Origin of the sequence: Paraliobacillus sp. X-1268 (assembly GCF_003426095.1) — a bacterium.
Taxonomy (GTDB): Bacteria; Bacillota; Bacilli; order Bacillales; family Amphibacillaceae; genus Paraliobacillus_A; species Paraliobacillus_A zengyii.
Map to the genome: position 1 here is coordinate 1 of NZ_QJSK01000019.1, position 17,318 is coordinate 17,318.

The 17,318-nt window shown below is 31.8% G+C and carries 25 protein-coding genes and 1 pseudogene; 18 read left to right on the forward strand and 8 right to left on the reverse strand.

Annotation, left to right across the window (positions count from 1 at the left end; translation table 11 throughout):
- The first annotated feature begins 239 nt into the window (after positions 1-239).
- The 8 genes and pseudogenes from D2K62_RS15340 to D2K62_RS15375 all read left to right on the forward strand — a co-directional run bounded on the left by D2K62_RS15340 (position 240) and on the right by D2K62_RS15375 (position 6,673).
- Positions 240-1,220, forward strand: a complete 981-nt coding sequence (locus D2K62_RS15340) for an alpha/beta fold hydrolase (RefSeq protein ID WP_117161686.1) — start codon at positions 240-242, stop codon at positions 1,218-1,220.
- 109 nt (positions 1,221-1,329) lie between these two features.
- The gene (locus tag D2K62_RS15345) at positions 1,330-1,929 is read left to right on the forward strand and encodes a hypothetical protein (protein WP_117161687.1); all 600 of its coding nucleotides are present in this window, start codon (positions 1,330-1,332) and stop codon (positions 1,927-1,929) included.
- Positions 1,930-2,050: 121 nt separating this feature from the next.
- Positions 2,051-2,626 carry a histidine phosphatase family protein gene (locus tag D2K62_RS15350; RefSeq protein WP_117161688.1) on the forward strand — a complete coding sequence of 192 codons (576 nt, stop codon included), beginning with the start codon at positions 2,051-2,053 and terminating at the stop codon, positions 2,624-2,626.
- A gap of 168 nt (positions 2,627-2,794) precedes the next feature.
- The gene (locus tag D2K62_RS15355; RefSeq protein ID WP_117161689.1) at positions 2,795-3,304 is read left to right on the forward strand and encodes a GNAT family N-acetyltransferase; all 510 of its coding nucleotides are present in this window, start codon (positions 2,795-2,797) and stop codon (positions 3,302-3,304) included.
- A 239-nt stretch (positions 3,305-3,543) separates the two neighbouring features.
- Positions 3,544-4,371 (forward strand): hypothetical protein, encoded by an 828-nt coding sequence (locus D2K62_RS15360; protein WP_198671312.1) that lies wholly within the window; start codon positions 3,544-3,546, stop codon positions 4,369-4,371.
- Positions 4,372-4,550: 179 nt separating this feature from the next.
- A pseudogene (locus D2K62_RS15365) lies at positions 4,551-5,437 on the forward strand (SMP-30/gluconolactonase/LRE family protein).
- 197 nt (positions 5,438-5,634) lie between these two features.
- On the forward strand, positions 5,635-6,168 hold the full coding sequence (locus D2K62_RS15370; protein ID WP_117161690.1) for a hypothetical protein: 534 nt from the start codon (positions 5,635-5,637) through the stop codon (positions 6,166-6,168).
- Positions 6,169-6,397: 229 nt separating this feature from the next.
- A complete protein-coding gene (locus D2K62_RS15375; protein ID WP_117161691.1) occupies positions 6,398-6,673 on the forward strand; it encodes a hypothetical protein in 276 nt (91 codons plus the stop codon).
- A gap of 843 nt (positions 6,674-7,516) precedes the next feature.
- On the opposite strand, the gene D2K62_RS15380 is transcribed toward D2K62_RS15375, so the two are convergent.
- Both D2K62_RS15380 and D2K62_RS15385 read right to left on the reverse strand, forming a co-directional pair.
- The gene (locus D2K62_RS15380; protein ID WP_117161692.1) at positions 7,517-7,945 is read right to left on the reverse strand and encodes an RDD family protein; all 429 of its coding nucleotides are present in this window, start codon (positions 7,943-7,945) and stop codon (positions 7,517-7,519) included.
- A 43-nt stretch (positions 7,946-7,988) separates the two neighbouring features.
- The gene (locus D2K62_RS15385; protein ID WP_117161693.1) at positions 7,989-8,504 is read right to left on the reverse strand and encodes a hypothetical protein; all 516 of its coding nucleotides are present in this window, start codon (positions 8,502-8,504) and stop codon (positions 7,989-7,991) included.
- A gap of 44 nt (positions 8,505-8,548) precedes the next feature.
- On the opposite strand from D2K62_RS15385, the gene D2K62_RS15390 reads away from it, so the two are divergent.
- Positions 8,549-8,803, forward strand: coding sequence for a hypothetical protein (locus D2K62_RS15390; protein ID WP_117161694.1), 255 nt, complete (start codon positions 8,549-8,551; stop codon positions 8,801-8,803).
- Positions 8,804-8,919: 116 nt separating this feature from the next.
- Here D2K62_RS15390 and D2K62_RS15395 read toward each other — a convergent pair whose 3' ends face one another.
- The 5 genes from D2K62_RS15395 to D2K62_RS15410 all read right to left on the reverse strand — a co-directional run bounded on the left by D2K62_RS15395 (position 8,920) and on the right by D2K62_RS15410 (position 11,335).
- Positions 8,920-9,195: a hypothetical protein gene (locus tag D2K62_RS15395; RefSeq protein WP_117161695.1), complete on the reverse strand. Its 276-nt coding sequence runs from the start codon at positions 9,193-9,195 to the stop codon at positions 8,920-8,922.
- Between the two features lie 187 nt (positions 9,196-9,382).
- Positions 9,383-9,550 carry a hypothetical protein gene (locus tag D2K62_RS18805; RefSeq protein ID WP_157967353.1) on the reverse strand — a complete coding sequence of 56 codons (168 nt, stop codon included), beginning with the start codon at positions 9,548-9,550 and terminating at the stop codon, positions 9,383-9,385.
- A gap of 99 nt (positions 9,551-9,649) precedes the next feature.
- Positions 9,650-9,997, reverse strand: a complete 348-nt coding sequence (locus tag D2K62_RS15400) for a DUF4181 domain-containing protein (RefSeq protein WP_117161696.1) — start codon at positions 9,995-9,997, stop codon at positions 9,650-9,652.
- Between the two features lie 77 nt (positions 9,998-10,074).
- Positions 10,075-10,692 (reverse strand): NUDIX hydrolase, encoded by a 618-nt coding sequence (locus D2K62_RS15405; protein WP_117161697.1) that lies wholly within the window; start codon positions 10,690-10,692, stop codon positions 10,075-10,077.
- Complete coding sequence (locus D2K62_RS15410; protein WP_117161720.1) at positions 10,682-11,335, reverse strand: HAD family hydrolase; 654 nt, start codon at positions 11,333-11,335, stop codon at positions 10,682-10,684. The genes D2K62_RS15405 and D2K62_RS15410 overlap by 11 nt, the downstream gene beginning before the upstream one ends.
- A gap of 220 nt (positions 11,336-11,555) precedes the next feature.
- Here D2K62_RS15410 and D2K62_RS15415 point away from each other — a divergent pair, with 220 nt between their 5' ends.
- The 7 genes from D2K62_RS15415 (at position 11,556) to D2K62_RS15445 (ending at position 15,606) form a co-directional block, all read left to right on the forward strand.
- On the forward strand, positions 11,556-11,687 hold the full coding sequence (locus tag D2K62_RS15415; protein ID WP_117161698.1) for a DUF805 domain-containing protein: 132 nt from the start codon (positions 11,556-11,558) through the stop codon (positions 11,685-11,687).
- A gap of 302 nt (positions 11,688-11,989) precedes the next feature.
- Positions 11,990-12,157: a hypothetical protein gene (locus D2K62_RS15420; RefSeq protein WP_157967892.1), complete on the forward strand. Its 168-nt coding sequence runs from the start codon at positions 11,990-11,992 to the stop codon at positions 12,155-12,157.
- 341 nt (positions 12,158-12,498) lie between these two features.
- Entirely contained in the window at positions 12,499-12,723 is a 225-nt protein-coding gene (locus tag D2K62_RS15425; protein ID WP_117161700.1) for a hypothetical protein, read from the forward strand.
- 661 nt (positions 12,724-13,384) lie between these two features.
- Positions 13,385-13,579: a hypothetical protein gene (locus tag D2K62_RS15430; protein ID WP_117161701.1), complete on the forward strand. Its 195-nt coding sequence runs from the start codon at positions 13,385-13,387 to the stop codon at positions 13,577-13,579.
- A 316-nt stretch (positions 13,580-13,895) separates the two neighbouring features.
- Positions 13,896-14,183, forward strand: a complete 288-nt coding sequence (locus D2K62_RS15435) for a hypothetical protein (protein WP_117161702.1) — start codon at positions 13,896-13,898, stop codon at positions 14,181-14,183.
- Between the two features lie 656 nt (positions 14,184-14,839).
- The gene (locus D2K62_RS15440; RefSeq protein WP_117161703.1) at positions 14,840-15,289 is read left to right on the forward strand and encodes a hypothetical protein; all 450 of its coding nucleotides are present in this window, start codon (positions 14,840-14,842) and stop codon (positions 15,287-15,289) included.
- A 20-nt stretch (positions 15,290-15,309) separates the two neighbouring features.
- Positions 15,310-15,606, forward strand: coding sequence for a helix-turn-helix domain-containing protein (locus D2K62_RS15445; RefSeq protein WP_117161704.1), 297 nt, complete (start codon positions 15,310-15,312; stop codon positions 15,604-15,606).
- Positions 15,607-15,947: 341 nt separating this feature from the next.
- On the opposite strand, the gene D2K62_RS18810 is transcribed toward D2K62_RS15445, so the two are convergent.
- Positions 15,948-16,127 carry a hypothetical protein gene (locus D2K62_RS18810; protein WP_157967893.1) on the reverse strand — a complete coding sequence of 60 codons (180 nt, stop codon included), beginning with the start codon at positions 16,125-16,127 and terminating at the stop codon, positions 15,948-15,950.
- Positions 16,128-16,348: 221 nt separating this feature from the next.
- On the opposite strand from D2K62_RS18810, the gene D2K62_RS15455 reads away from it, so the two are divergent.
- Both D2K62_RS15455 and D2K62_RS15460 read left to right on the forward strand, forming a co-directional pair.
- Positions 16,349-16,696 (forward strand): DUF805 domain-containing protein, encoded by a 348-nt coding sequence (locus tag D2K62_RS15455; RefSeq protein WP_117161705.1) that lies wholly within the window; start codon positions 16,349-16,351, stop codon positions 16,694-16,696.
- Between the two features lie 247 nt (positions 16,697-16,943).
- On the forward strand, positions 16,944-17,318 hold the full coding sequence (locus tag D2K62_RS15460) for a GntR family transcriptional regulator (protein WP_112180405.1): 375 nt from the start codon (positions 16,944-16,946) through the stop codon (positions 17,316-17,318).

Consider the following 17,318-nt stretch of genomic DNA (forward strand, 5'->3'; position numbering starts at 1 on the left):
CAAATCTAATAATACATAGAATTGAATGAATTGGATTAGTTGGAACGCCGTATGCGGTGAAAGTCGCATGTACGGTGTGAACAGGGGGAAAAGGGAGCGATAACTTCAAACCCTTACCTATCTGTATTAATAAGCCTCAAGTCCTAAATAAAAATATACCCCAGGTTCATTACAAGAAATTCGTTCGTACGTTAAAATGAAATTGATAAGAAAGAAAACCATAGGGAGTAGAAGAAATTATGAAAACTAAAAAGAAGTTTAGATTTTGGATTGTTTTAAGGAATGCCTTATTAGCAATCGCAGCAGTACTTGTTTTTTGGGTGATTATCAGTAACATTATGACTGCATATGAAAAAAATAAGTATTCTGCAATAGGCCAGTTAGTTGAAGTAGATGGTAACAATATGCACGTCTATACAAAGAGTAATGGAGATAATACAATCGTTTTATTGAGTGGTCTTGGTACGGCAGCACCAACACTGGATTTTGAACCATTGATTAATGAAATGGCAAAGAATAATAAAGTAGTAGTGGTAGAGCCGTTTGGGTATGGATGGAGCGATAAAACTAACAAGGAACGGACAGTGGAAAACATAGTGGAAGAAATAAGAACTACACTCGAAAAACTAAACATTCAAGGTCCATACATATTGATGCCACATTCAATTTCTGGAATCTATAGTATGTATTATGCCTATACGTATCCAGATGAAATTAAAGCCGTCATAGGAATAGATCCTACATTACCAAAGGCGTTAGAATATTTTGGTGAAACTGCTCCTACAATGCCTAAATTCCTCAGCTGTGTGGCACCAACTGGCATTGCAAGATTGGTATCGTATTTGATTCCAGACAATATACTTCCTATAGCTGAGGAAGGTACTTATACAGAAGAAAATCTAAAGATGACAAAAGCGATTACTGCTTGGAAAGGCAACAACAAAAATGTGGTTGATGAAGCGAATGAAATAAAAAGCAATATTGACAAAACTGTTGATATGAGATTCCCTTCTGATATGCCAGTTTTATTCTTCACTACAAAAGAAGATAAGGTAACAGAGGATGGTAAAAACAATGTGACTTTTTATGAAACTCAGTTAACTAATTCACCTTTTAGTAAAATTATTACTTTACAGGGCCATCATTATCTTCATTGGACTCGCTATAAGGAAATGAGCAAAGATGTTGATGAGTTCATAGAATCATTCGAAACTAATTAATAAAACAAATAGGTAATCCCTTTTCTTCAACAATCGTCGTTAGTGTTAGTTTGTGAAAGATTGTACTTAAAGTAACGGGTGCTTTAGTTTAAAAGTAAGGGGACTTTATATGAGTGAAAAGGTAAAAGAAAGAATTAGTTGGAGTATAGCGGGATTCATTGTACTGATTGTCATTTTTATTTCTATAATAACTTATCTATATCCTTACTCGTCCTTCAGCGTTAATAAAAGTTATTCCTACCAACCAGAAAAAGTATTATTTAATGGTGAAAACTATGGAGAAATTTTAATTGAATTTAAAGATTCGTATGAAAAAGATTTAAAAGCAGATTCAGATAGTGAAAATTCAAACCTAACAATAGACCGAACAAGATATATTCTGCCGATTTTCGAACAAGATTGGTTAATTAGCGATAAATCTGTATCCTTTGATAAAGTTAAATTTGACATAATACATTCCGAGGTGCAGAAAACCAGAGAAGTATTGCTAAACCTTGTTGTTCAAGTCGATTATACAAGTGAACAAAGAAGATATTTAGTTGATATTATAAGAAATTTATTATCATTAGAAGATAATATTAGTGAATTGAAAGATGAAAATTATTTATCAAGAAGCGAACTTAATAATCGATTAGACAATATTTATAGTGAATTTACAAATAACTTTCGATTCTTTGTTACCTTTTATGATAGGTCAACTAATGAATAGTGTTATTCAACTAACGGGTAGCTTTCCTTTAATTAGGAATTACACCCTTGTTCATTCCACTAAAGCCACAGGATAGTTGAATAAGAGTGTAGAGTGACTTTTTTTTGAAGGAGGAGTTTTGATGGATTTAGTCTTTATAAGACACGGACAAGGGGAACACACCTTAGATTTACCTAGAAGTCTACATACTTTAGACCCTGCATTAACAAAGGAAGGGATAAATCAAGCCAAGACACTAAAAAAACAGTTTCCTTTATCGCAATCAGATGTAATTATAATTAGTCCAATTAGAAGAACCTTACAGACTGCACAAATTTGGAGTGAAGGTATAAAGTGTCAGAAAATAGTAAGCCCATTAATATCTCCAAGAATGTTTCCTCAAAATCCAGAATGGCAGACACTACCTTGTGATGAAATTCTAACAAAAGAAATAATAAAAGAAGATTTCACTGATTTTTACATCGAAGAAGAACTATCAAATGAATGGTGGTCAAAAGGGATAAATAAATCACCTGAAAAAGAGTTTAAAGTTATAGCAGAAGTTTTTTTAAAATGGTGTAAGCAAATTGGAAATAAAAGAATATACATAGTTTCTCACGATGAAACGATAAAGTCGTATAGACAGCTTATTACTGGTAGAGAACTCACCAGAAATGATTTCCCAAAAGAAACTGGGTTTTTAAAAGTTAATTGGTAATATTAAACCGGCAATAAATGAATTGGAATAAGAAATGTGAACTATTGTAATTAAAGTAACGGGTGCAAGAGTTGAACAAGGGGCTGTCGATGTGGCAGTTCCTATTGTGTTAAAGACGTAGTTATGTTCAACAAGACGATAAATCATTTATAGAGGGGAAAGGTCGTAATGATTAAGATAAGAAAAGCCATCTTAGAAGATATAGGTGGAATTATTAAAGTTTGTTCTGAAGGACATAGAAATACCTATCCAGAATTGTTACCTCAACATCATATAGAAAAGATAATTAAAGAATTCTACAATGAAGAAAGAATTAAGAAAGAAATTACAAATATTACCGAAGAATGGAACGGGTGGTTTGTTGCTATTGATAACGGAACTGTATTAGGTGCAGCTGGAGGCGGATTTATTGATAGTGGTGTTTCTGAATTATTCGTCATATATTTAGACCCTGAAAGAAAAAGAGAAGGAATTGGTAGTAAGTTGTTAGAAGCTGTAACAAAGGATCAAATCGAACGTGGAGCAAAAATACAATGGGTGTCGGTAGCAAAAGATAACTTTATGGGAATTCCATTTTATGAAGCGATTGGTTTTAAGTATCAAGGTGAACGTCCATCATATGAACTGCCAGCAGAAGAAGGGTATAAAGCTCTTAGATATAAAAGGGAACTGAACTAAACTGTTTCTACATTCTCTTAAACTCTAACGGGTGCAAATTCACAACAAGGATTTGGGGTCATACAGCTACTGATCCTTTTTCTGTAATTAGTAGTAATTGAAGAAAAAATACCTATAGGGGATTTGTATTTTAGTCGATTTCATTGATTCTTTTAATTTTTCTTGCTGTGTCTAACACTTTGGGCTGTGGTATATGAAATATATTGCTAATAATTTTCAATGAAAATGGGGAATCGGTGATGACGAAAACAAAATGGACTTTAATTTTTCTAAGTGTAATCGACTTGATGCTTATCATCATGTATCTAACAGACTATTTTATTCTTTTCTTGAAACCAACAGGTTATGTAATTCCATTAGTGACTAATATTATTGTTTTAGCTGTAATCGGCTTTCGTTCTAAGCGTTATCACAATTTATGGACTATTGTCGGATTGATCCTAAGTATTCCAATTTTGCTGATACATGGTTTTATGGTTTGGTTAGCGGATTATAGCTACACCAAGATCGATTCTCCCCATAATCAGCAATCACTCGTAATTGAATACAGTCACTTTACGCTAGGCGAAACCACATATTTTTATAACTTTTATAAGACAAAGTATGGTTTTATAGGAAAGCTTCTTAATGACCAATCGATTGAAATGATGGTTCAAGGTACAGAACATCCCAGTGGAGTAGGATCGGAAGATATTTTAGGGTTAAAAAGAGAAAAATGGATCACAAAAGATACTGTTCGTTTTCCGACTTGGCAAGGAATTAAAGATGTATATTTGAATCCCTCTGAATCACAAGTAAGTATAGAAGAAATCGAAGTTTTCATTGATATGACGGATAATAAAGTGAATGGTGAAACAATAACGATAAATGGTAATCATTTGACAGTACACTATGATGAGACATCTGGTCAAAGCTGGATTGAAGTGACAAATGATTATGATGACGGAGCAATACCAAGCCAACAATGTTCCCGTATCGTACCAAATAAAGAGCTAGGCTATTATATGTTAGAGGAATGTACACATCAATGGGAATATCCTTTGTATCCTATGATAGAAAATAGATAACCTAGCTTGTACAACATTATGGTAGCCTTTCTGTAAGTTGGTAGGGACGTTGTTTCACTAACGGGTGCTTTTCTTCAATAAGGAAATGCCACGCTTATTCCACTAACGGGCAGTAATGTGGAACAAGGATTTTGTCTTATTATTGCAGAACTTAGTATATTTAAAATAAATCGAACGAGGTGTTTGGTTTGGTAGGAGAATTGGAATTAGTTCTAGATGTAAAAGCGACACTTGGAGAAGGTCCGTGTTGGGATAATGTAAAACATCTATTGTATTGGGTAGATATTTTAGAAAAAAAGATATACATTTTTAATCCAGTTACAAATGAAAACCGTGTAATTCAGTTAGAACAATATATTGGAGCAATTGTTCCCAGAAGTTCAGACGAAGCTGTATTGGCATTGGAAAACGGTTTTTATTTTTTAGAATACGACACGGAAAAAGTTACCCCATAGATGAACCAGAGAGCCATTTGACAAATAATCGATTCAATGACGGTAAATGCGATGCTTATGGACGTTTTTGGGCAGGTACAATGGATAAATCTTATGCTAAAGAGCAAGGTGCTCTTTATTGTTTAGATACAAATTTTAAAGTGAAAAAGAAGTTAAATAAGTTCGGAATATCAAATGGGATAACCTGGTCCCCAGATAATAAGTTTATGTATTACATAGATACTTTAACTAAAAAGGTTTGTAGTTTTAATTATAATATTGTTACAGGGGATATTAAAAATCCCATTGATATTATCAGCTTATCAGTAGGACAAGGAATGCCTGATGGAATGACTATTGATGAAGAAGGAATGTTGTGGATTGCCCATTGGGGTGGCTCAAAAGTATCTAGATGGAATCCTAAAACAGGAAAACAAATAACCACCATAGAAGTCCCTGCATTGAATGTAACATCGTGTATATTTGGAGGAAAAAATTTAAGTGAGTTGTATATAACCACGGCAAGGACGGGATTAAGTAAAGAACAACTAAATAGTTTTCCTTTTTCAGGAGGGCTTTTTAGGATTAAAACGGATGTAATAGGAAGTCAATCTTATTCATTTAAGGGTTAAAAATAAGTCAAGCAGGTGGCAATTCTTATTAAACTAACGGGTGCGTTAGTGGAACAAACTGTGATTGCTTATAGATGCTGCTAACGGGCAGAATTGATTAAGACCGAAACTTCCATTTGCAGTGTTTAGCAGTTATAAGAAGGATAAGATGACATAAAAGTCTATACCTGTCCAATGATTTGAGAGTGTGAATTAACTTGTATGGTAGGAGAACGTATGAAAATTATATTGACCGTCCACTTTTTGGTGCTACAACAAAAAAACTAAATCTCGATAAAGATGGTGACAAAATTGGTGAAATGAATCGTTGGTTCCATCCGCCTTACGAAAGAACTGCAACAAGCCCAATATATGATGTGAATATAAAGGGTGCATCCAGAATGAATACATTTGAGATTTCACAGCAATCCTTTTCTTTAAGTGAAGGGCATCATTGGAAGTTAGAACAAAACGGGATTGAAATTGGTGAAATTATTGGTTCGAAAGGATTAAAAGAGAAGCATAAAATTGAATTACATAGCGAAAGTTTTCCTCATATCTTAATTGAGACAACATGGAGAGGCAATGGGATAATATCAATAAATGACAAAGAAATTGGAGAGACAAAAGTTACTGGTTTTTTAATAAACACAAAATATATTACTGAGACAGAAGCAATTAATAATCTTATTGAACCATCCTTACTTGCAGGAATTATCTATACTTTTTGGTCATCACATACCCAACGTTAGATATAATATAGAATACTATTGATTTTGGGAAAAAGTAAATTAAGGTTGGATATACAATTTGTGAAGAGTTACACTTAAATAAACAAGTGCTTTAGTAAAAGAAGGACTTGTCGCTTCTATAGCTCCTATATTCTTATTTAAGTAAAGAAGCAGGTTTCTGAAAGAAGGAGTATAATAAATTTACATTGTAAGATACAGTTGTTTTCATTAAAAGGTGAGGTGGGTGGCGATGAATTTTGGAGCATGTATTTTTTTCATTGTTGTAGTAATAGGGCTAATATTGGCAGTTAAAAACAAAAAGATTACAAAATTAGATATGTCATTATTCATTGTTATTACCCTTGTGTATTACTTAATTGCTTATATGTTTGATTATGATATGCTAAGTCCTTTCATCTTCAAAGAGAATAGTTCCACGATTAGTTTCATAGGTATTATCTTGTTATTTGGCACTTATATTCTTTTAAAATATGTAATCAATAAATTCAAGGAAATTAGCAATTAATATTAAACAAACGGGTGCTTTCGTTTAATAAGAAATTGCACCCTTATTCAACTATAGGGCAGAAGAGTTCAATAAGAACTTAATGAAATAAGGAGTGGATTTTGATAAAGAAAAATGTTATTGAATTTTTATTTAATGAAAAAAAAATAAAGTCGAGAAATTTTTTCTTCTAATTTTGTTTTTGTTTGTAGTCTTATATCTAACTACTACATTTCGACTTTCCCTAATCGATATATATATTACTGTTTTAATATTTGCATTGGTAATGTCTGCAATCAATATAATGTGGTACAACAAGAAAAAGAATATCAAAACAAGGGTAATAGATTGGATAGGAGTGATATTATGCCTTATTGTTTTAATTGTGGCGTTGTTTCTATTCTTTAAAGAAAATAAATTGGAAAATGCTGTTCATAATGTTATTGAAGAAAAAGTTGAAGATGAAAATTTTACAATAGAATTTATTGACGAAATGAAGAAAAAAAAATTACATTGTTGTTAGCTACACCATTAAAGGTGATCACACTAATTATCTGGAATGGTATTATTGGAGAGATGGAGAATTGGTTCATGATTTAACAAGAATTGGAGATGAAAATGATTAGTTTGTTGAATTAACGGGTTGCTTTACTTTAATTAAGAAAAAGAAATTTTCTATCAACTAAGTAGCGGTTAATTTTAAGTGTCTTTTCGAACGAAGAGGTTTAAATTTAAATAGAAGTAAATGATTTTTTTATTAAACAAAATGGTGCAAGAGTTTAACAATAGTTTGCCAATTACTACGATCCTATTTTAAATTAGATGCTAAAAACTTAACAATGGCGGTGATAGCTTATTCTACTATTAGCCCCCTTTATTTGGTGGGTTTGTTGTAACATAGGTTTGTGCAATAAAGTCGTGAATTGCACGTTTATCTTCTCTTAGCCCTACCATAAAGGCACTTACAATCAAACCTATTCCTAATGTTAGAATATAGGCTATTCCTGCAACTAGATCCCTTAATATCATTGTGCCAATTCCAACTTTTTTCCCATCGACTCTGACAATGCGATTTCCTGCCATTCTTCTACCTAATGTGTATCCATACCAGAAAACAGGTATTATCAGGGCATAGATAAATCCTAATATATCAATCGGACGAAAATTAGTATCATTATAAAATTCTCCATATATAAGTAGCGAGATGAACCCTGTCACTATAAATATAATAATTAAATCTAATATTCTTGCTACAAACCTATTCCCAAAACCTGCTGGATTATTAATATCCATACAAAAACCCCTTTAATGATCTTCTCTTAAACATTAAATACGCTTAATTATTGTTCTTGTTAAAGAAAAGTTGATTAGTGGTGTATTCACTACTATCAATTTCAGTTTTTATTTTGTTTTTTAATTCATCATCAACATCATTATCCACCCAAATATTCACTTCTATTTCTTGTGTTTCTGTAGAAATCACTTCAACATTTACTTTTGTATATTCTGGTATGTATTCTTGTGCTATAGCTGTTACGTCTTCTGTTACCGTTTTTTTAAAATTTTCAAATTTGTATCCATCCGTAATTTTTTTATTACCAATATTTTGCCCAACATAGAATTGAATGTCTGGTTGATTTATTTCATATGCTTGTGCGTGATAGGTGTTATGGATAAGGTCATAGGAGATATCACTGATTATAAAATCACTTTGGTATTCATTTTCTAAATGGTTTTCAAATTCCTTGTTGGAGTTATATAAACTCCAGGGTGTTCCATAATTAAAAAAGAAAACAAAACTACCAATAAGGATGAAAGACACCCAAAAGATTTTGGATTTTAATAATTTCACTAAAATTCTCCTTTTTATCTTGGCTATATGTCCGCTGCAATTCAGTGGGTCCACTCATTTGGGACATAAGTAAAGCAAAAACTAAAAATGCACCACTTCCAAATGCGATGATTATCGCTAAAATCGCAATGGAGTTTTTTTCTGTATCTTTAAAAATAGCTATAAAGCCAAAAATCAAAGATAAAATGATGGACAATGAAACAAGAAAAAAACCGAAATCAGGATGGATTCTTATTAGTCCATACATTAAAGCAAAGAAAAATGGCATTGAAAATATGCTTAATAGTAATGATCAGTAGCTTAAACAAGAGAAATTTTTCGATTTAATCACTTCTCAAATATTTAACTATTGTGCCTCCTTAGCATAAGAAACGAATGTCCTTATTAAACAATAGCACGCGTTTGTTCAAAGAGTTTAGGCTTTATCCTTAAATGTTTTATAATATTCTTGTCCTAAGATTATTAACCCTAATATAGTTAATAGAACTCCTATAATAAATGGAAAACCTAAAAATAAAGACTGTACAACTTCACTGCCATATTGCTCTGCTCCAAAAATTGCATGCCATAACTTCGACTTACCAGACCATTCTGTTATATTAGTTGCGTAAATAGACCCAGCTAAAATAATTGTTAAAGTAACTAATAAACCACCAAGCATTATAAATCCACCAATTACAATCCTTTTCATTATTTGCCCTCCTTATTTTTATTGTCGTCTTACCCTTCTTTAACTCAGCTAATTTCACTAAACTGCTTCGTAAGCACAACAAGCAAATGTTCGTTAATGTTATTAGTCTCTATACATCCTCGTGAGAATTAATAATACAAAGAGAAACCACGCTTAATAAAGTGGTATACGTAATATTACACCCATTTTAAAAAGGCGATCGTGTAAACCACCAAATTAAAAGTAATATAACTGCTACAATAAACCAAATAAATGCGATAACATATTTTCTTTCAGTCTTCTTCTTTCCAACATTAGCAGCGACTACACCACCAATTAAAGCAATAGTTATTGCTAACCAAGTCCAAAAAGTCATAGAAACCCAACCAATCTTTAAAATTTAATTCAATAAAATTCATTGAATATTATTTCCACGTTAGTTCCATAAGCAATAAGAGCAGCGACATATTATCTGTTAGCTGAAGAAGATAAAAGCAACAATACCTATATTAAGCCAAGTAAATGCATCTAATAATGAATAGTAGTATACCTTTTCCTCTTTCTTGTATAAAAATTGTTCCACGCTCGTCAAAACGTCAAATAATGCAAAAGCAAGGGGCATTAGAATGAAAAGATTTGCATTAGGAAATATAAATGGAATAGAAAGATAAACGATAATACCACAATAGAAAATCGTAGCGAATAATTTATTCTCATGCTGAATCCATCTAAAACCTCTTCTGGATATAGTTAACCTTTTCTTTATTGCTCTGTTTATAAATATATAAATAATTATGATAACGGATATAATTAAATATCCCATGTATTAATACACCTCTTCTATCTTATAAGATCTAAATGTTATAGATTATTAAAGTATGAAACAACTATATTACTAAACTAATCGAATATGGGTGCTTTATTTGGATCTCGAAAATGATTAAAAAGCATAGTTATTTGTTCTTCTGTATTTCTACCAGTTGATAGGTTAGGAAGTTTATTTTCAGAGAAAAACCTCACATCTTTCGTTTCCAAACCAGGCTCCGCATGTCCTCCTATTAATTCGCATTGAATAAATATTTTGTAATAATGATAAGGTTGGGGTGGATGAGAATGTTTATTCATATCTAACAATGCAACTAATTTTTTTGCGGTTACATTATAACCCGATTCCTCTTTTACCTCTTTCATTATATTTTCAGAAGGTGACAAACCAATATCACAAAAACCACCAGGTAATGACCACTTATCATCAATTTTTTCGCGTACCATTAAAATTTTGTCGTCAGAAAAAACAGCCCCACGGACATCTACTTTAGGAGTTTGATAACCTGTTTCGTTTGTAAATAACGGTATTATCCTTTCCATTTTTAGATCTGTATATTGCTCCATTATCTCAACACTAATTTTTCTCAACTCTTCATACCTTTCAATATCATAGATATCGTTTGAAAATGATAGCCCTGATTGTGATAGTGCTTGAATTTTCTTTGCCCATTCTAACCATTTATAACTCACTGTGGACACCTTTTTCTAAATGTCTTTTTAAATCAGTAACACGATCGAAAATATAATTTGGTTTTACTGAAAATTCACTTGGTTGGTAATCAGGCAACCACTTTACACCTGCTGTCGTTACATTTGCTTTCAATCCTGCTTCAATATCGGCATCACTTTCACCAATAAACATAGAATCATTTCTTTCCACTTCTAATAGAGATAATGCTTTAACCACTCCTTCTGGATGAGGTTTTGGATGGATAACATCATCACCTGTTATGATAATTTCAAAGAGGTTATCCATATGAAGTGCTTTTAATGAAATATCTAAACTTCTTCTTGCTTTACCCGTTACAATTCCTGTTTTAATATCTTTTTCTTTTAAATACCCTATCATTTCAGTAATATCATTATTTGGTTTTACTAATTGTTCGTGATATTCTAAATATTTTTCATAGTATAATTCTATTGCATTTTCCTTGTTTGTATTTTTAAGGTTTTCAATGATAATTCCGGTTTCTGAAGGTCCGAACATTGATCTAATATCTTCGGAGGAAAGGTCCTTGTTATCAAACTCTTTAAAGACACTCTGGAATGCTACATAACAAATAGGTAAGGTGTTGGCTAAAGTACCATCAAAATCAAAAATAATTGCTTTAATAAAAAACACTCCTTTTATGTATTAACTTAAATTCTAGAATTAATCTGTACATTAGTTGAACAAAAACGCTTAACAAAGTCTACATTTATTTTAACATAAAAACCCATATCCTTTTTCAAAATAACTAGATTTTTCCATCATCCATCCTGAAAATTCTTTCGTTGTATCATTGATTAAATTTTCGTTAGAGTAATATTGTACATAATAAGTAGAAAGCGAATTGGTAAAAGCTGTTTTTGGATTTTTGATTAACTTTATCCCGCTTATTGGTTCTATTATCTTATTTGTATTCACTTTGCTAGATAGTGAACAAGGCGAGAATAGATACGGACCCAATCCTAAATTTGAATAAATTTTGTTCTTATTGATAAAAATAAAAGTCGATCTTCTTAGTTGGAGGATCGGCTTTTATTTTGTGTTTTCTAAATTGTAATACTTATGCGTTTGCTTGAGAGGGAGTTGTCAGGCAATAGGCTAATGCTTCCTTATCCGTGATAGACTAATATTCGTTCCAATAATTTAATAAAAGCAGGTGGTCTGGCATTCTTTGCGCATTAACACAATTTGAAACTATTATTCTGTTTAATACGTATAAATATAAAAGAAAACAAGAGAGTGGGAATTAAAAGATTTTATATACTGAAGTTTTTGGGGATGGAAAACCAATTGTATTTCTTCATACTGGATTATAAACTGGTTTTGAAAAATAAGAGAGGTTACTTTAAAGATGTATATAAAGTTATTCTACCTGATTTACGTGGTTACGGAGAGTCAATAACAGATGACCTGACCAATTTCTTTGAAGATTCAGCCCATATTTGACTATTTTAAGTGTTATGTTCGAAAAACCAAGTAATTAGCTAGAACTACACAAGCAGGATATGGAACGTCAAGAGCAGTTATTGAAGAATGAAGGTATTTTTGATTACTTTAATAATTTGCATAAGTCAAATTGACAGCATTACCTTGAGATTGCAGAGGAGAAAATTGGTATCCATTTGAAATAACAAAAGATTTGGAAGGTATTACTTCTCCTGTTCTATTTATGGTTGGTGAGGGAAAAAAGTCTGAAACCCAAGGTGCATTATTTTACCAGGAGCAGTAACATATTGACATTCGTCTAATACTAAATAAGATATATCTAAATGTTGGAGGTTTTTAACTTGTTTCCTTTATATAAAATGTCACTAGCTTGTTTCATTTTTAATCTTTTTATCCTGTTTTTTCCTGGTTTGATGTTATTTATATCGCCCATGTTTTTTCTATCCGGAATTTTATTAGGAATTGGTGCGTTTATAGCCGAAGATAAGATAGGTATGTCCATTCTTGCAACTACATTGAATATCTTATACATGGTCAGCTACATTATTGTTATAGATAACTTGTAATGCAAATCATTGAGGAGTAGTAGAATATATAGAATTGGATAAAAAACATTTTATGAGCTAGCCATGATGGGTGAAAAGAGCATTGCATTTCTATAACTAATACTAAATTTGTTTTCTTGAAATATCAACATTCATTATTCTTTTTACTAATTTATAATTACCTTAAAGTAACCCCTTTTAGAATGATCTGTCCCACAATACTAATAGCTTTTCTATTAATTTATCTTTTCTTATTATTTGCATTAATCCGGGAGTGAACAAATTTAGTATTTCTTCAATTATATTTCTCCGTTTTCCTTCTTCAAGTATTCTGCTTCTCGACACGAAATGTCACAGTTTCCCGTCATTTTGTGTTCCATCTAACGCTATGTACTTACCCTAATAATAATACCGGATAACCACAAAGAAATTATATTTCTATTATTTAAAGAAATCGCCATGTAATTAAAGGCTGAAAGAGTCAATAATAAAATTTGTGAATTAATCCATCCTCACTCATGAAGACTCTCCTATAAAGTGCTGTTTCCACAAATATATGCTAGTTGAGGGAGAATATCAATGAGTGGGTTGTTATTTAAGTCGGAACTCAATAGGCATCTGTTTGAGTTAACTAGATAATGTTATAATTAAATTGAATAAATTTCCATAGGAGGCGTATATTATGTTTGATTTCTTTATTATCATAGCTACTTTTCTTTTACCTATATTTGCAATTGTTTTCTGTTTGAATTTGGTCGCTATACTTAAAAAAGTTAAAGAAGAAGAATTTACAAATGGTAATACTATTTTATTAACATTATCTTTTACTGCAATAGTATATACCTTTTCCATGTTGATAATTCAAACAAGTTCTTAATTAGATTTTCAAACTAGCTTTCTTATCAAAATTATCACTCGACAAAGATAAAACTCCCTGTCATTAATAATTTATAAATTGAAATGAAAAGCAGAGTCTTTAAGTCTAGTACTCTTGGGTGATTGATGGTGCACTTATTTTTATCTCAGGTGCTGCAGTTAAGTCGGGAGCGGCTTTGTCAAAACTATTAAAAGGTACTTACGTTACGGTCAAAGAGTAACTAGAGAGCTCGTTAACCAAATAAAAGGATATGGAGGTGTAACAGCTGGAGGCATTGCTGGTAAAGCAATAACTGCTATGTTTCGGTTAAATCAAAATGATTAAAAACTTAGAGCAAAATAATGAGATTACTGTGATAAAAAATGCACATAAGCCTTCCTTAGTGATGCTAATAGTCCTTACATTAATATCAATTGGACCTAGTGGCAATTTATTTCTTGAAATAACAGACGGTGACTATAGTAGAGTATTTCTTCTATCTTTAATGTCATTACCATTATTAATTTTTATTGGAGTTATTTGGACACGATATTTTTATCAAATGGGTAAATACAAACAAGAGTTAGAAGATTATATGAGAGACCCATCTGATTATGAATGGTAATTAAAAGTTATAAACGTTAGGGCCAGACACTGTCGAAAGACGACATGATAGATATGTAAATCAGATAGTAGTGGTGGCTGATCACTTACCAGTTTTTGTCGAATAGAAATGGTGAAGCATAGATATAAACAAACATGGGAGGGCATTTAGCTCTCCCATGTTTGAGTGCGATATCAACTGTAATATAAGAAGCACATTTTCTCGAAATATCTACTATGTTAGAAATCTAATCGGTACATGTCTTTTTCGACTAAATAAAACAATTACAAATACTACTGCTACTAATACGGTAGCAATAAAGATCATCGTAATCTTCCAAAACCGTTCCAATCATACTCGACAAGTGTGTAGCTAATGTTCATTATTGTTGCAATACTAACCCAGCCTAGGTAAACGGAAAAAGGTAATAGGTCACTAAAGCTTGTTACAACAGTCTTTACGCGAGTGTATAAGACGATTAAATTGATTAAAAAAACAAGCATAATTAGGACAGATAAGATGAAATATTCGTAATGAACGATTTTTATTCCTAATTTTTATCGAAGGCGTCATATTCAGGGAAGTGACAGGGACTATGTCTAAATTATAGGATTGAAATTCAATGGCATAAATGCTATCATATTGGTAATAATATAATATAGAAAAGGATAATTAAAATGTCGGAGCTAAAAAAATTCAAAGTAGTATATGAGGGAAACGTGGAAAAGTTTGAAGAACAAATTTTAATTAATTCTGCTCAAGAAATAAGAAAGGGTAAGCCGCAATTATGGTGTAAGTTAGCGGACGAATATGCTCGGCAACTTACTATCATCAGTATCAATCCGTATCCTGAAAATGTTGATCAGAATAAACTAATAGATGATGAAACACCTCCATCCATAAAGTATATAAGTGAAAATACATCCTATAAAAACTTTTACAGGTGGGGTCTACGAGGTGGTAGAACAGGGAATCATCGTATCATTTATGCGACACATAATTATCACAAGGTGATTCTGCTTTATCACTTTGATAAACGTTACAATGGATTAATTAAGCGTAATGATCTAATTCCAGCTGAGTTGAACTATAAAGAATACTGTATAGATGATCCAAATCTTTATTAAGATGAAAGGAGATAAGAATCATGGGCGACTTTTTTGAAAAATACTCCGAAATTCGTGGAGATGACTATGTGAAAAACCTTCAACTTGAAGGAGAAATAGCTGCACAAATCAAGACTAAACGACAAGAATTAAAAATGTCTCAGCAAAAGTTAGCTGATGCAGCTGGAATTCCTAAATCTACAGTTGGTAGAATAGAGGCAGGGCTAACTAGTCCCAAATTAGAGACATTATTGAAAATATCGAAAGCATTAGACACACCATTTGTTATTGATGGAACATTAGAAAGTGGTAACAATAATTTATATATACAAACGTAAATTTTGATTTCTATTATTACTTTACCTAACCCAAAAAGCATCCACCCATTAGAACTACAACCTTGGAATTTATTAAGGCATTATCTAAGGGAAAGGAAATATTTTAGTCGGTTTATGATGTGAAAGAGATGGATTGAAGGTGAATATCATTTTAAAAAGCCGACTTGGATCAATAAACTAAGTCGGCTACTTTTATTTATGGCGCCTGTGGCTTTTGATTAAACAGCGTATTATCTACGCCTGACCGTGGATGTTTTTCCTTATATTACATTAAAGCTGGAAACAGATTATCCTGAGATGATTCCTGAATTGATAGGTGGTATTTGTTATAAGTTTAACTATTATCTGTCCGAGTATTTACTTTCTACAATTTTAGATACACCCGTAAGTAGCAACCCAATAGTAGCAATAATATAAGAAAAAATATTACTGCTATTTAATTCATTATCCATAATAGCTAAAGCTAGTCCACCAGCTAGAAACATTAAGAACCCTAGCCAAAATAATTTTGTGTGAATCATACAACACCTCGAATTCAAGTTTTTAATAATTATGTTAGTTAGTTGAACAAAAACGCTTAACAAACTCTATACTCATTTTAACATAAAAACCCATATCCTTTTTCATAACAACTAGATTTTTCCATCCTGAACAGTCCTTTCGTTGTATCATTGATTAAATTTTTGTTAGAGTAATAATGTACATAATTAAGTAGAAAGCGAATTAAAAAGGAGGGGTGAAAATGGAATGGTATGTAAAAGCAATACAAAAGTATGCAGAGTTTAGTGGGAGATCAAGACGGAAGGAATATTGGATTTTCACATTAATCAATACAATTATTGGAATCATCCTTACAAGCTTACAATCAATCAGTGAATTATTTGTTGTCCTAACCGTATTATATTCTCTATTTGTTTTAATACCAGGTATAGCAGTTACCGTGCGTAGATTTCATGATATTGGTAGAAGCGGTTTTTGGATTTTGATTAGCTTTATCCCGCTTGTTGGTTCTATTATCTTATTTGTATTCACTTTGCTAGATAGTGAACAAGGCGAGAATAAATACGGACCCAATCCTAAATTTGAATAATTTATTTTTTTTAGAAAAAATCAAAGCCGATCTTCCAACTAGGGAGATCGGCTTTGATTTTATATTATTATAAATTGCAGATGAGAGAGTATTTAGTGGTTTTCTCTTTCCTTAAAAATAAAATTTTTAATTGTAGTTGACTTCTGAGGTGTATTAACCATATAATACACATATAAATAGTGTATGAACTAATTAATACACACACTTCAAAATGGATTGCATAAAAGCGTGTATAGGAGTTGTTTTGATGAATGTGAAGCTGAATAATCGTGATCCAGTCTATTTGCAAATTGTTCGGTACTTCAAAGAGAAAATTGCAATTGGTGAATTCGAACCTGGTGATGAAATACCATCAAGACGTGAGTTAGCTGGTCGGATGAAAATTAATCCTAATACCGCACAACGAGCGTATAAGGAAATGGAGGAACAGGGATTGATTTATACGGAAAAGAATCTTCCAAGTAAAATCACGACAGACCAAAAGACACTAGGTATGGTGAGAGAAGAATTGCTGGTGGAAGCTGTGGATACGTTTGTAACATCGGTTCGAGCGATTAATGTTCCAGTAGATGAATTACTTGATCTGGTTAAATCTAAGTACACGGATGATGAGGAGGCGTAA